General features: G+C 68.3%; 11 protein-coding genes and 1 pseudogene. 9 read left to right on the top strand and 3 right to left on the bottom strand.

What is annotated here, in order from left to right; translation table 11 throughout:
* Nucleotides 1–8 precede the first annotated feature (8 nt).
* The 7 genes and pseudogenes from RJ1_RS15290 (at nt 9) to RJ1_RS15260 (ending at nt 7,429) form a co-directional block, all read left to right on the top strand.
* A complete protein-coding gene (locus tag RJ1_RS15290) occupies nt 9–941 on the top strand; it encodes an LLM class flavin-dependent oxidoreductase (RefSeq protein WP_073361175.1) in 933 nt (310 codons plus the stop codon).
* A gap of 28 nt (nt 942–969) precedes the next feature.
* The gene (locus tag RJ1_RS15285; RefSeq protein WP_073361173.1) at nt 970–2,199 is read left to right on the top strand and encodes an acyl-CoA dehydrogenase family protein; all 1,230 of its coding nucleotides are present in this window, start codon (nt 970–972) and stop codon (nt 2,197–2,199) included.
* Nucleotides 2,200–2,215: 16 nt separating this feature from the next.
* Nucleotides 2,216–3,511: an LLM class flavin-dependent oxidoreductase gene (locus RJ1_RS15280; protein WP_073361171.1), complete on the top strand. Its 1,296-nt coding sequence runs from the start codon at nt 2,216–2,218 to the stop codon at nt 3,509–3,511.
* 26 nt (nt 3,512–3,537) lie between these two features.
* On the top strand, nt 3,538–4,266 hold the full coding sequence (locus RJ1_RS15275) for an IclR family transcriptional regulator (RefSeq protein ID WP_073361169.1): 729 nt from the start codon (nt 3,538–3,540) through the stop codon (nt 4,264–4,266).
* A 114-nt stretch (nt 4,267–4,380) separates the two neighbouring features.
* Complete coding sequence (locus RJ1_RS15270) at nt 4,381–5,337, top strand: TauD/TfdA dioxygenase family protein (RefSeq protein WP_073361167.1); 957 nt, start codon at nt 4,381–4,383, stop codon at nt 5,335–5,337.
* 77 nt (nt 5,338–5,414) lie between these two features.
* Nucleotides 5,415–6,356 (top strand): TauD/TfdA dioxygenase family protein, encoded by a 942-nt coding sequence (locus RJ1_RS15265; RefSeq protein WP_073361164.1) that lies wholly within the window; start codon nt 5,415–5,417, stop codon nt 6,354–6,356.
* A 15-nt stretch (nt 6,357–6,371) separates the two neighbouring features.
* Nucleotides 6,372–7,429 (top strand): annotated as a pseudogene (locus RJ1_RS15260) (ABC transporter substrate-binding protein).
* A gap of 51 nt (nt 7,430–7,480) precedes the next feature.
* Here RJ1_RS15260 and RJ1_RS15255 read toward each other — a convergent pair.
* A complete protein-coding gene (locus RJ1_RS15255; protein WP_174694990.1) occupies nt 7,481–8,308 on the bottom strand; it encodes an alpha/beta fold hydrolase in 828 nt (275 codons plus the stop codon).
* Between the two features lie 246 nt (nt 8,309–8,554).
* On the opposite strand from RJ1_RS15255, the gene RJ1_RS15250 reads away from it, so the two are divergent.
* On the top strand, nt 8,555–9,157 hold the full coding sequence (locus tag RJ1_RS15250; RefSeq protein ID WP_073361160.1) for a C40 family peptidase: 603 nt from the start codon (nt 8,555–8,557) through the stop codon (nt 9,155–9,157).
* A 71-nt stretch (nt 9,158–9,228) separates the two neighbouring features.
* Here RJ1_RS15250 and RJ1_RS15245 read toward each other — a convergent pair whose 3' ends face one another.
* Both RJ1_RS15245 and RJ1_RS15240 read right to left on the bottom strand, forming a co-directional pair.
* A complete protein-coding gene (locus tag RJ1_RS15245; RefSeq protein ID WP_073361158.1) occupies nt 9,229–10,818 on the bottom strand; it encodes a GMC family oxidoreductase in 1,590 nt (529 codons plus the stop codon).
* Between the two features lie 49 nt (nt 10,819–10,867).
* Nucleotides 10,868–12,562, bottom strand: coding sequence for an aldehyde dehydrogenase family protein (locus RJ1_RS15240; protein ID WP_174694993.1), 1,695 nt, complete (start codon nt 12,560–12,562; stop codon nt 10,868–10,870).
* A 249-nt stretch (nt 12,563–12,811) separates the two neighbouring features.
* On the opposite strand from RJ1_RS15240, the gene RJ1_RS15235 reads away from it, so the two are divergent.
* Entirely contained in the window at nt 12,812–13,993 is a 1,182-nt protein-coding gene (locus RJ1_RS15235) for a PucR family transcriptional regulator (RefSeq protein WP_073361154.1), read from the top strand.
* The last annotated feature ends 41 nt before the right edge of the window (nt 13,994–14,034 follow it).

Raw genomic sequence — 14,034 nt, 5'->3', positions numbered from 1 at the left:
GAACCGTCATGAGCCGTCATTCCGTCGTCGGGCTGCATCTCGACGCGACCGTCGTCACCGAGCTGCTCGACGCGCGGCAGCGGGTGCGGCGAGAAGAGTTCGGGCGCACCGTCGACGAGTCGGGCATCGACTTCCTCGTCCTCGGCGGTGATCGCCAGGACGAGACGGAACCCGGCCGTACGACGATCGACGCGACCGTGGCTGCCACTGTTCTGGCTCGTCACACGACGTCGGTGGGACTGGTCGTGGCCGCCGCACCCGTGCGTGATCATCCGTTCAATCTCGCGCGTCGGCTCGGCTCGCTCGATCACGGGTCCCACGGCAGGGTCGGTTGGCTGGTCGGACCCGCCGATCAGACGAGCGGGCCGTGGACCAACGCCGATCCGGTGGTGGCTGCGGTCGACGCGGTGTCGGTCGTCCGGGAGCTGTGGGAGAGCTGGCCGGGCGACAGCATCGTCGACGACGCCGACCGCGGCGTCTTCGCGGAATCCGAGCGGATCGTCTACATCGATCATGCGGGACCGTTCTCCGTGTCCGGACCGCTGAACGTTCCCGAGCCACCGCAACGCAAACCGCCCGTGTTCTGGCGCCCCGCGAACGAGGCCGAACTGGTGACGGCGCGGCGCACGGCCGACGCCCTGGTTCTTCCGGACGAGGACGCGGTACGACGCCACCGCGCGTATTTCGACCCGGATGCGGCCCGTGACCAGGTGGTACTGGTCGACCGATGGTGGGCACCCGGCGGCGATCCGTCTCCGGCGACGGAGGCTGACGGCGTCGTCTTCCGCGGGGCCACCACGACCACCTTGCCCGCCCTGCTCGACGCGGTGCGGCGGGAGCCGATCTTCCAGGACCCGCGGCACACCCTGCGTGACCGCCTGGGCTTGCAGACGGCGGAGACCCTACTGGCCGGCGGCCGCAGCGCATTCCCGGCCAGCTGAAAAATCCACCGAAGACAGGAGATTCACCATGACAGCGGTATCCGAGGCCCCCGCGCCGGGAGCGGTGCGTCCACCGGCACGCGGCTCCGCCGAACTGGCGGCCGTGATCGCCGAGATAGCCGAGGACGCAGCGCGGCGGCGTGCCCGTGGCGGGACGGAAGGACCGCACCGGGCGATCGACCTGATCCGCGAGCACCGCCTCGGTGCGGTGCGCGTGCCTCGGGAATACGGCGGCGGCGGGTACACGCTGCAGGATCTGTTCGACCTGGTCGTCGACCTCGCCGAGGCCGATCCCGATGTGCCGCACGTCGTCCGCGTTCACTACGCGTTCGTCGAGGAGCTGTTGCGGGTTCCGCGGACCGAGCGCAAGGACGCCTGGCTTCCGGAGATCCTGGTGGGCAAACTGTTCGGTGGAGCGTCCTCCGAGCTGAGCACCCGCGCCGTGGGCTCCTACAGCTTCGAATCGACGCTGACGCCGAACCCCGGCGGGTACCGTCTCGACGGAGTCAAGTTCTACAGCACCGGTTCGCTGTATTCCGATTACATCCGGGTCTCCGCGAACGTTCCGGACGGAAAGGCTCTCAGCGCCATTGTTCCCGCCGACCGTCCCGGCATCGTCCACAAGGACGACTGGGACGGAATCGGCCAGCGCCACACCGGCAGCGGCACGACGGTGTTCGAGAACGTCGCCGTCGACGAGTCCGAGACCCTGCCGTTCCGCGGTGGTGACGGCCAGACCCGGCCGCGGCAGGCACTTCCGCAGTTGTATCTGCACGCGATCGCGGCGGGCATCCTCCGCACCGTCACGACCGAGTCCGCCGAGCTGATTCGCGGCCGGGAGCGCAGCTTCGTGTACGCCGTCGCCGAGGAACCGCGTCACGACCCGCAACTGCTCGAGATCGTCGGCGCGCTGTCGGCGGCAGCGTTCGCGGCGGAATCGGTGGTCCGCGCCGCTGCGGCCGCACAGGATGTAGCCGCGGACGTCGCGCGCACCTCCGGTGTCGATCCCCGGCTCGAGCAGGAGGCCGCGGTACTGGCCGCCAAGGTGAAAATCTCCATCGAGGACGTCGCGCTCCGGGCGGCCACCCGGTTGTTCGAGGTGGGCGGGGCCTCCGCAACCCGGGAGTCGGCGCACCTGGACAGGCATTGGCGCAATCTGCGAACCCTGTTCTCCCACAACCCGACGGTGTACAAGGCGCGGGTGATCGGCGACCTCGTGGTCAACGACACTCCGCTCCCCGACACCGGATACTTCTGATTCGGAAGGCAACGCCGTGAGTAGATCCCGACGCCAACTGGTGCTCAATGTGAACGTCCTCGACGTGGGAATCGCGCCCGGAGCGTGGACGCTCGACGACGTCGATTCGCACTCGTTCGTCGATCTCGACCACTTCACCCGGGTCGCCCGGATCGCCGAGCGGGGCACTCTCGACGCCTTCTTCCTCGCCGACGGGCCGGGATTCTGGGAGAACCCCAGGGTGAAGCCGACCCGCGCATTGGAACCGTCGGTGATTCTGGCGGCAGTGGCCGAGGCCACCGAGAACCTGGGTCTGATCGGGACCGCCTCCACCACGTTCAACGACCCGCTCGACCTCGCCGAACGGTTCCTCACCCTCGACTACCTCAGCGGCGGGAGGGTGGCGTGGAACGTGGTCACCACCTACTCGCCGACGGCGGCAGCGAATTTCGGATTCGAGCAGATCCCGGACCGCGATCACCGCTATCGCCGCGCGGAGGCGTTCGTCGAGGTGGTGACCGCACTGTGGGAGAGCGCTCGGAGCGGGATCCCGGTGTCGCATCACAGCGAGTTCTTCGATCTCGACGGTGTGCTGCGGGTGCCGCCGTCGGAGCAGGGGCAGCCGCCGCTCGTCCAGGCAGGCGGGTCGCCCGCCGGGCGTGACCTCGCCGGCCGGACCGCGCACGGCGTCTTCTCCGCAGAACTGACACTCGACGCCGGGCGCAGGCACTACAAGCACGTCAAGGATGTGGCGCGTGCCGCCGGCCGCAACCCCGAGGACGTGAAGATCCTGCCCGGGCTGATCACGGTCATCGGCTCGACCGAAGCGGAGGCCGTCGCTCGGCACGAGCAGCTCCGCGCCCACGTCCCAGCCCGGTTCGGCTGGGACCGGCTGAGTCTGACTCTCGGTGTGCCGCTAGAGGAACTCGACCTCGACCGTCCCGTCCCGCAGTCGCTGCTGGACGGACCGCCCGACCCGGCGACGTTCGCGGGTTCCCTCGGGTTCCGCGAATCGGTGGTCGGGCTGGCGCGGGAGCGGAATCTGACCGTCGCCCAGCTCCTGCGCGAGTTGGACGGTGGCGGCGGACACCGCGCCGTGATCGGCACACCGGCACAGGTGGCCGACACCATCGAGGCGTGGTTCCGCGCCGAGGCAGCCGACGGATTCAACCTCATGCCCGACGCATTCCCGTCCGGGCTCGAGACCTTCGTCGACGAGGTGGTTCCGCTGCTCCGCAGGCGGGGGCTCTTCCGCCACGAGTACGCGGAGAAGACCCTGCGCGACCGTTTCGCGGTGCCGCTTCCCGAGTACACCGCCGCCCGGTCGGCCTGACTTCGTTCAGACGGTAAGGAGGCCTCGTGAATTCACCGCGTTCGGGGTCGCAGGCGGTGGAACGGGCGATCGCCGTACTCGCCTGCTTCGAGGGCGGGCCCAGCGACCTGACCGTCAGCGCGCTCGCCGCCCGCACCGGATTGGCGGTCAGCACTGCGTATCGCATCGTGCAGGCGCTCGTCCGCGGCGGATTGCTCGAACGCGACGAGCGGACCGACTGCTACCGGGTGGGTCCGAGTCTGATCTCCCTGGCCGTGCCGTCGCTGGCGCGAATCGACACCGAGTCGTTCGCCCCGCACCTGTATTCACTCGCGGCGCGGTTGAGGCTGACCGCCAGCTTCGGTGTCGTGAAGGACGATGTCGCGGTCACCGTGTTCTCCGCGCGCCCACCCGAGCGGTTCTGCGCGCACCAAGTGCCCGGTGCCCGCCAGCCTCTGGGGAGCAGCGCGATGGGGATGGCCATTCTGGCGTTCGGCTCCGCGTCGTCGCGTCGCGGCGGTTCGGTGACGGCCCCCTCGGACCTCGACCGGATCCGGCGGGTCGGCTATGCCGCAACGCTGTCGGAGGATCGGGAGGTCCGTGCCGTCGCGGTCCCCGTCCTGGACGCCCACGGGCAGCCTCGCGGCGCGCTGGGTGTCCAGGCTCTCCGTCGGCGACTGACCGACGACCTGGTGCGGGACATCGTGCCCTCGATGCGGGGCGTCGCGGCGCGAATCGGTGTGAATACAGGAACGGCATTTCCCGCGTTCCGGTAGGGAAAAACTCAGGATGAACCTTTTTCGCATTGTGAAAAGGCCGTTGTACCAATCGGGTTCGGGATTCGATGATGATCGCGACGTTTCGATTCAGCCCGAACCCAAGGAGTATTCATGACACTCACCACCGCCGCGCCCGCCGCATCGGATCAGATCGCGGACACCGCGCTCGAGGTCCGCCCCGTCGCCGGGCACATCGGCGCCGAAATCTCCGGGATCGACCTCCGGAAAGAACTGAACGAGAACGAGGTTGTGCAGGTGCGCGACGCCCTGCACCGCTACAAGGTTCTGTTCTTCCGCGATCAGGAGATCGGGCACGCCGAACAGATCGCGTTCTCCCGGAAGTTCGGTGACGTGACCCCGTCGCACCCGTACGACGACGAAGCACCCGAGGGTTTCCCGCAGATCCTCGCCGTCGACAGTCGCAAGTACGAGAAGCGCTTCGGGCGCAAGAAGTACAGCTACGACAACAAGTGGCACACCGATGTCACCGCGCTGATCAACCCGCCGGCCGGCACGATCCTGCGCGCGCACATCGTCCCGGAACAGGGCGGCGACACCCAGTGGACGAACCTCGTCGCCGCGTACGAGGGTCTGCCGGAATCACTGAAGCGCCTCGTCGACGGACTCCGCGCCGAGCACCGTTTCGGCGGACGTCACCCGCAGTGGGCCGAGGACAGCAGCTACGCCCAGAAGACGCGGGAGAACCCGCTCGTCACCGAACACCCGGTGGTCCGCGTGCACCCGGTGACGGGGGAGCGGGCCCTGTTCGTGACGCCCGGATTCACCGCCCGGATTGTGGGAGTCTCTCCGTCCCAGAGCGACCGCCTGCTGGATCTGCTCTTCGCCGAGGTGACGAACCCCGCCTACACGGTGCGTTTCCGCTGGGCGCCGGGCAGCCTCGCATTCTGGGACAACCGTGCCACAGCCCACCTCGCGCCCACCGACCTCGACCACCTCGACGTCACCCGCGTGCTGTACCGCACCACCCTCGAGGGCGACGTTCCCGTCGGCCCCGACGGCAAGGAGTCCACGTCCATCGCCGGTGCCGCGTTCCGCGGCGAGAAGTAGGCGGCTCCGCCGCCCGTGCGTGGTTAGCGAGTCTCTGGACTCGTCAACCACGCACAGAACTCGAGGAGACAGTAGACATGACAGTTATCGACGACCGTCCCGGTGTCGCGACCGGGTTCGAGATCGCGCCCATCGCCGGCTACATCGGTGCCGAGATCAGCGGGGTGGATCTCGCGGGTGAACTGGACGAGGCCACCGCGACACGACTGCGGCAGGCGTTGCTCGACCACAAGGTGCTGTTCTTCCGCGACCAGCCCCTCGACCACGCCGCGCAGATTCGGTTCTCCCGTCACTTCGGGAAGGTGACGCCTGCCCATCCGTACGACTACAACGCCCCCGAGGGCTATCCGGAAATCCTGGAGGTGGACAGTCGCAAGTACGCCGCCCGAGGCGGTGCCCGTAAGTACAGCTACGCGAACTTCTGGCACACCGACGTGTCGGCGCTGGTCAATCCACCGGCCGTCACGTTCTTGCGGTCGGAGCTGGTGCCGGACGTCGGGGGAGACACCACCTGGACCAATCTCGCTGCGGCGTACGCGAATCTGCCGGATTCGTTGAAGACGTTCGTGGACGGCCTGCGCGCCGAGCACCGCTTCGGGGGGCGGCAGAAACGCTGGGAGGCGGGCAGTGACGCCGAACAGAACGTGACCACCAAGCCGATCGTGACGGAGCATCCGGTGGTCCGGGTGCATCCCGAAACCGGTGAGCGCGGGCTTTTCGTCACGCCGGGCTTCACGAGCCGCATCCTCGGTGTCTCTCCGGCGCAGAGCGACCGGATTCTCGATCTGCTGTTCGAGGAGGTGACGAATCCGGCCTACACCGTGCGGGTTCGCTGGCAGAACAACAGCATCGGGGTGTGGGACAACCGCATCACCGCACATCTCGCGCCGGCCGATCTCGACCACCTCGACGTCGTGCGGGTGCTGTACCGCACCACCGTCGAAGGCGATGTTCCGGTCGGTGTCGACGGTGAGCCGTCGCGGTCGGTGGTCGGCAGCGCGTTCCACGGCGCCGACTGAGCCCGGGGAGAGGACATGAGGGCTGGGTCACCGATCGGGTTGCGCCGCATCAGATCGATCGTTGCGGCGGTTGTGGCCGCGGGCATGGCGCTGGTGATGGCCGCGTGTGGTGGGTCGGCGTCCGGCGGCGGCACCACGGCGGACGGCAAGACGGTGCTGCGGTACGAGGGCAGCCCGGCCAGTGTCACGTTCCCGGAGCTCGCGGAGGATCTGGGCTTCTTCGAGAAGGTGCAGCTGGAATGGCTGGGTGACACCACGAGTGGACCGCAGAGCATTCAGTCCGCTGCCACCGGCGACACCGATTTCGGGTCCGCGTTCAACGGCGCCATCGCGAAACTCGTCGACGCCGGGGCACCGTTGACCGGTGTCGTGTCGGTGTACGGCTCGGATGGCGACACGGAGGCCGACAGCTTCAACGGCTACTACGTGCTCGAGGGCAGCCCCATCCGGACTGCCCGCGACCTGATCGGCAAGAAGGTGGGGATCAATACCCTCGGCGCCTACCACGAGTACGTCATCAAGGAATGGCTGTTCCGCGCCGGACTGTCGAACGACGAGATCAACCAGGTCGAGCTGACGGTCGTGCCGCCGAACAACACGGAGCAGGCGCTGAGGTCGGGACAGATCGATGTGGGGAATCTCGGCGGGATCGTCAAGGATGCGGCACTCGGCCGGGGTGGGCTGACGCCGCTGTTCACGGACGTCGATCTCACCGGCCCGTTAGGCATCGGGGCGGTGGTTTCCGGGACGACTTCATCGCGAAGAACGAGGACGCCGTCCGCGACTTCGTGCAGGGTGTCGCGCGTGCCGTGCGATGGACGCAGACGGTGCCGAAGGAGGAGGTGGTCGACAGATTCGTGAAGATCATCGAGGGTCGTGGGCGGAACGAATCCACGGAGTTCGTCCGGCAGTGGAAGAGCGCCGGCGTGCCCGCACCCGGGGGAGTGATCGATCCCGGGGAGTTCCGGATCTGGATCGACCAGGGCGTGCGGTTGGGGGTGCTGAAACCGGGGGGAGCGAGGGCGGAGGATCTCTTCACGAACGCGTACAACCCGTACGCGAACGGTACGTAGGCGGCTCCGCCGCCCGTGCGTGGTTGACGAGTCTCTGGACTCGTCAACCACTCACGGGGCGCGGAGCGTCCGGCGGATCGCGTCGGCGAAACGGGTGGGATCGTGGATCAGCCAACCGTGGCCGCCCGTGACGGTGACGACGGGCGGATTGCGCAGCGCCTTCCGCAGCGACTCGAAGCTGGCGAGGGGAATCATCCGGTCGCCGCGACCCCACACCAGGGACACCGGGAGACCCCGATCGGCGAGGACGCCGAGTTCGTGGCGCAGGTCCGCGCGCCGGGCCAGGTGCGCGGTGCGCCAGACCGCACCCGGATCGCGCAACGTGTTGGGCAGGAAGCCGTTGACGAACGATGCCGTCGTGTGAGCGATGGATCGGATCGACAGCGCCTCACCCAGTATCGACGCGCCCCAGTCCCACAGTGGTCTTTCGCCGATGGGCCGGGTTCCCCAGCCGTCGGGCGACCACGCGCCGCCGCCGACGGAGTTGACGAGTACCAGGCGTGCGATCCGCTCGGGAAGGTCGTGGGCGGCCTGAATCGCGACGCCCCCGCCGAAGGAGTGGCCGACGAGCGTGACCGGTTCGTCGATTCCCGCCGAGTCCAGGAAGCGTCCCAGCCAGGCCGCGTAGCCGGCGAAGCCGCGTTCCTCGGGTGGATGGTCGGGAGTTCCGCCGAACCCGGGGAGCGTCGGAGTGATGACGCGATGGCCCTGCTGGGCGAGCATCGACAGGCTGCGGCCGTACACCCGCGGGGTGAGCCCCCAGCCGTGGAGGAACACGACAGGCGAACCTCGCCCCACGACGGTGAGGGTCGCGGCCTCCGCGCCTGCGGGTTCCCCGAAGATCTCGGGTTCTGAGTTCTGGGTCAGTGACACGCTCAACAGCGTGGACGACGCGCATGCCGTCGGGAACGGGCCGAATTGCCTGAAGGCATACCTGTTTTTGGTGTTTCGTGACAGACTGGTCGGTACGAGACCCGATCGTTATATACCTGTATTGCGAAAACAGGTATGTGTATGGGCCATTCGGCCGTTGTCCCCCGACTCCGTGACCGGGATGTTATCTAACATCTCGTCCGAATGGCACGGATGCCGCCGGACACCGAATGAATCGAAGGACTCAGCTCAATGGCCAAGCATAGATTGCGTCGGGGCAATCGTCTGCAGTTTTCGACCGGCGGTCTTCTGATCGCCGCCGGTGTGGGAGTGGGAGCGTTCATGCTGCCCGCCGCTCCCGCTGCAGCGGAGCCGATCACCATCCCAGGGATTGGGACGTTCGAGGTACCGGGTGTTCCGCCACTGCCTCCGGCTCCGGCTCCGGCTCCTGCCCCGGGCCCCGGCCCTGCGCCACTTCCGGGGCCGCTGCCCGCGCCGCCGGCGATGCCGTCCACCCACGGTTCCCAAGCCCTCGCGGCCGCCGAGTCGAAGCTCGGCTCGCCCTACGTCTGGGGTGCGACCGGTCCGAATGCCTTCGACTGCTCGGGTCTCGTGCAGTGCGCGTACAAGCAGGCAGGCGTCTCGCTGCCCCGCACCACGTACGACCAGGTGAACGGCGGATCGCCGGTGGACAAGGGCAGCCTGCAGCCCGGCGACCTCGTCCTCTTCAACGGTGCGCAGCATGTCGGGCTCTATGCCGGAAACGGCACGGTCGTCCACGCGCCGACCGCCGGACAGCCGGTGAAGGAAGCGCCGCTCGACTCGATGCCGTTCTACGCGGCGCGCCGGTACTGAGGCGGCTCCGCCGCCCGTGCGTGGTTGACGAGTCTCTGCACTCGCGAACCACGCACGGGGCGCGCAGCGCCCTACGAGTTCCGGATCAGATCCGACGCACGCTCACCGATGAGGACGCAGGGTGCGTGGGTGTGCCCGCGGATGATGGCGGGCATGATCGACGCGTCGGCCACCCGCAGTTTGTCGACGCCGCGCACCTTCAGCTCGGGTGTGACGACGCTCGCGTCATCGGTGCCCATGCGGCATGTTCCGACCGGGTGGTACAGCGTGTGCGCGTTCTCCTCCAGCGCGCGTTCGAGGATCTCGTCGAGGGGAGTGCTCGGTTCGACCGCCGGTCGAATCAGAGTGCCGAGCTTCGACTTCAGTGCCGGCGCCGAGGCGAAGGCGTCGCACTGTCGCAGGCCTTCGATCATCGCCTGCCGGTCTACTCCGCCGCTGTCGCTGAGGTAGCGGGGATCGATGATCGGTTTGGCGAGGGGATCGGCCGACTGCAGCGAGATCTCGCCGCGGCTCTCGGGTTTGAGGAGGATGGTGCCGAGCACCGCGGCGTGACTGGTCGCCGCGATGAGACCTTCGTCGAAGAACGGTGCGGGTCCGAAGATCATCTCCAGGTCGGGCAGTGTCAGGCCGTCCCGGCTGTGTGTGAAGCCGTACGCCTCACCGACATTCGACGTCAGCATGCCTCGGCGCCGGGTCAGGTAGTTGAGCAACTCCGGGATCCTCTCCGCCGCGTACAGCGAGTCCGAGTCGACGCGGTAGCCGAGGAACGACACCAGGTGATCGAGCAGGTTCTTCCCGACCGCCGGCCGGTGCTGCTGCACCGCGATGCCGTGCTCACGCAGTTGCTGCTCGTCGCCGATGCCCGACAGCATGAGGAGTTGCGGGGTGTTGATCGCCCCGCCGGAGAGGATCACTTCCTTCGCGGCGCGCACCGTGTGCCGGACCCCGTCCTTCTCGTATTCGACGCCGACCGCGGCGGATCCCTCGAAGAGGACCCGGGTGGCCTGGGCGCCGGTGAGGACGGTCAGGTTCTTCCGCTTCAGGGCGGGCCTGAGGTAAGCGTCGGCGGTGCTCCAGCGGGCGCCCCGCTTCTGTGTGACCATGGTCTGCGAGAAGCCCTCGGGTCGATTGGTGTTCGCCCGTTCGACGGGGTATCCGGTCTCCTGGGCCGCTTCGAGGAACGACCCGGTGAGCGCCCGCGGGCTCCGCTGGTGCGAGACGACGATCGGCCCGCCGGTTCCGCTGTCGGCGGCCGACGCGTCCTGCACGTTCTCGATGCGGCGGAAGTATTTGACCACTTCCTTGAACGACCAGGAGTCGTCGGTGAGTTCGGCCCACTCGTCGTAGTCGGCGGCGAATCCGCGCACCCACATCATCGCGTTCATCGACGACGAGCCGCCGAGCATCTTGCCGCGCGGCCAGTAGATCTTGCGCCCACCGAGTCCGGGTTGCGGTTCCGTCAGGTAATCCCAATCCATCTCACTGCGAAACAGTTTCGAGAATGCGGCGGGAATGTGCGCGAACTTGTCCTTGTCCTCACATCCCGCCTCGAGGACCACGACCTGGCTGCCGGAGTCGGCGCTGAGCCGATCCGCGAGCACCGCGCCTGCCGAACCCGACCCCACGATCACGTAGTCGGCCACTGACAGTTCCTGATTCATCGGTCATCTCCACTTCGACGGGGGGTGAGGGATCGAGGACGCACTGCCCTCATCCGCGCAGCGCGGACGCGAAGATCGCGGGGAGCCGGGTCCACGAGGGTGCACCGGCAAATCCTGTCAGCAATCGACCCGTCGTGGCAGCGGTTCGGTTGTTGACGAACCACGGGGGCTTGGGGGAGATGGACATCTCGCGGTTCAGGATCGACCGTGGCGACGGGCGGAACGGGCCGCGGACGACGGTGCGCTCGGGCCGGTCGATGAGCAGCGCGTTGTGGACGACGCCGATGCCGCTCTGGACGTCGTTCAGGGTGTGGCCGGGGAAGGCGCCCCACGTCGCGGTGGCGGTGAGGTACCCGACGCCGGTCCACGCGTTGACCGCGATGGTCCCGTACTGCAGGCTCTCGAGCAGCGAGTCGAACGCCGCGCCCATCGCGTGGATGGTCTTCGGTGCGGCGACGATGTTGACTCCGAGGGTGCCGATGAAGTCCTCGTTCACGAGGTCGGCGGCGTGTGCCGCGAACGCGGAGCCGCCGTGCGGGAGGTCGATCACGCCGAGTACCGGCGCGAAGTATTCGGTCTGCAGGAGTGGCGCGTAATCGCCGGGTTCGAGATCGGTGACCAGGACGCGGCCGCCGCTCTTGCCGAGGTGTGCCGCGGTGGGGAACGAGGCGGTGGCGCCGGCGACTCGGGCGTCGCTGCCGGGGTAGTACGCCGCGCGTTCCGGCGCCCGGTCGAGGGCGTCCCGCAACGCCGCGACGAATTCGTCGCGCTGCTTCCACTCGGACGAGACGACGACGGCCTGCGCGGCGACACAGTTGTAGCCGCCGTTGTGGAGTCGTTGCGTCGCAATGTGTTCGGCCTGGAATTTGATGTCGGCGCTGCTCCATTCGCCGGGTAGGACGATGGTGGGGGAGACGCCGCCGAGTTCGCTGGAGATGGCCTTGCCGAGTATGGGCTCGTTCGCTGCCTTGCGGCGCGCGCCCTCCTCGCCGGTGCCGAACACGATCGCGTCGTGCGTGAGCGCGCTGCCGGTCATGTGCACGTGGTCGACGAGGTCGTGGTGCACCAGATACGTCCCGACCTCGGCGCCGCCGGTGAGCAACCGGACCGCGCCGATGGAGACGAGCGGTTCCAGGACCCGCGTCAGGACGGGCAGCAGTCGGTCGGTGATGGGGTTGAGCTTGAGCGCGACGACGCGGTTGTGCGCGAACAGTTCGTAGAGGGTGTCGAGCGGGGCGATCGAGGTGATGTTGCCGGCGCCCAGCACGACGCCGATGCCCTGGGTCCGCGACGGGTCGCGCTGGGCAAGGCCGGCGTCGCGCTGTGCCGTCGCACGATCGATTCCCGGTTGCAGCCACACGTCCGCACTGAATCCATTGAGCAGCAGCTTGTCGAAGATGTTCAGGGGCAGCACCTTGACGGTGGTGCGACCTCCGGGTGCGGTGCCGAACGCGGCGCCGTCGAGGGGGCTGGTTCCCGATTCGAGCTTCGCGAGGCTGGCGGACAGCGCCGCGGTGCCGGTGGCCAGGGGGTACGGTCCGGACATCCATTCCTCGCCGACCAGCGGCGACTTCGGGTCCAGCCCCTTGATCGCGACCGCGGCGTCCACCCAGTCGGCGGCGTGCTGCACGGTGAGGTCGTGCACCTTGTCGAGCAGTTCCCGGCGGTCTGTGAGGGAGAGGCCGGCCCACGTCTTCTCGCCCTCGGCGAGGGCGGCGAGGGCGGCGTCGACGTCCGGGTACAGAGAGGTGGCGTCGGGGGTGTTGGAGGTGGCCTCGGGTTCTGTGGTGCTCACTGTGGACAGCTCCGCTCGGGTCGAGTTGCATGGTGGACCGCGCCACAGAACGAGAAGAACACTGTGGCGTAGAACACTGATTCTCGTCCTGTTCCGGCTCCCCGCGCCATAGGCGGCGGCTGACAATGTCGTCGTGGGCGCTATGCCGTCGCACAAACGGGTATGGCGTGGACCACGGCAGGTGGATAGTCTTGCCGGATGACCGTCAGCCCGGATGTCGCGCCGTCGCCCACCGATCTCCTGGGATCGATGCTCGATTCCGTCGATCAGTTGTCCGAGGAACTCGTGTCGCGCATCCTGTCGGCCGAGCACGGCTATGTGGAGGCGACGCTCCTGACTCCCGAGCAGTTGTACGGGGCGTGCGTCGACAATCTGACGGCGATGCTCGGCAACCTGTCGGGCAGCGCCCCGATCCGGCTGGAGGCGGCGCGGGCGGCGGGGCAGCTGAAGGCCGAACAGGGCGTGCCGCTGGCGGCGCTGTTGCACGCGTTCCGGCTCGGCGGCCGCCTGATCTGGGACGAACTGATGAACCGTTCGGAGGGCCGCGCCACCAACGCCCTGCTCGACATGGCCGCCCAGGTGTGGGCGCTCGTGGACGTCTACTCGGACAGCGCGGCGGAGGCGTATCGGGAGACCGCCGACATGCGCGCACGCGAGGACGCCGAGTCGCGTGGCCGGCTGATCAGGACCCTGTTCGGTGACCACGCCGCCAATCCGGCCGGTGCCGCCGATGCGCTCCGCACGTTCCGGATCCCGGAGAGCAGCACGTTCGTCGTCGTGTCCGTGGAGGCGGCGGCCTCACCGTCCGCCGCGGACGTCGTGCAGTCGGATCTTCGCGGCGCGGGTGTCGATTCGGTGTGGGACACGGAGGTCGACGGTCGGGTCGGACTGCTGTGGGCCGCAGGCGGCGAGGTGCTGGAGTCCGCGCTCGACGTTCTCGGCCGCACCGGTCACGGCCGGATCGGGGTCAGCTCGGTATTCGGCCGCCCCGGTGGAACCGGTCAGGCCGTGGAGCAGGCGCGGATCGCCCGCCGCTGCGCGGGACACTCCGGCAGCCCGATCACCCGCTACGAGTCGGTGCCGGTGTCGCTACTGCTGGTCAGCGTCCCCGACGCCGGGAAGCTCGCGTCGACCCAGATCCTCGGACCGGTGCTGGCTTTGCCCGCCGAGGAGCAGGAAAGCCTGCTCGCCACCCTCGACGCCTGGTTCTCCTGCCGCGGCTCCACCACCGCGGCAGCCACCCAACTGCACTACCACCGCAACACCGTCCTGTACCGGCTGCGGAGAATCCACACCCTCACCGGACGCGACTTCTCCGACCCGATCGACGCCGCCGAGCTGTACGTCGGACTGCGGGCGCATCAGCTGCTCGGACGGTAACCGCGGCGATCGCGCGACGCCGGGTGTATCAGAACTGTCGA

It is taken from the genome of Rhodococcus jostii NBRC 16295, assembly GCF_001894825.1.
Lineage (GTDB): Bacteria > Actinomycetota > Actinomycetes > Mycobacteriales > Mycobacteriaceae > Rhodococcus_F > Rhodococcus_F jostii.
This window is presented reverse-complemented; position numbering and strand designations above follow the sequence as displayed.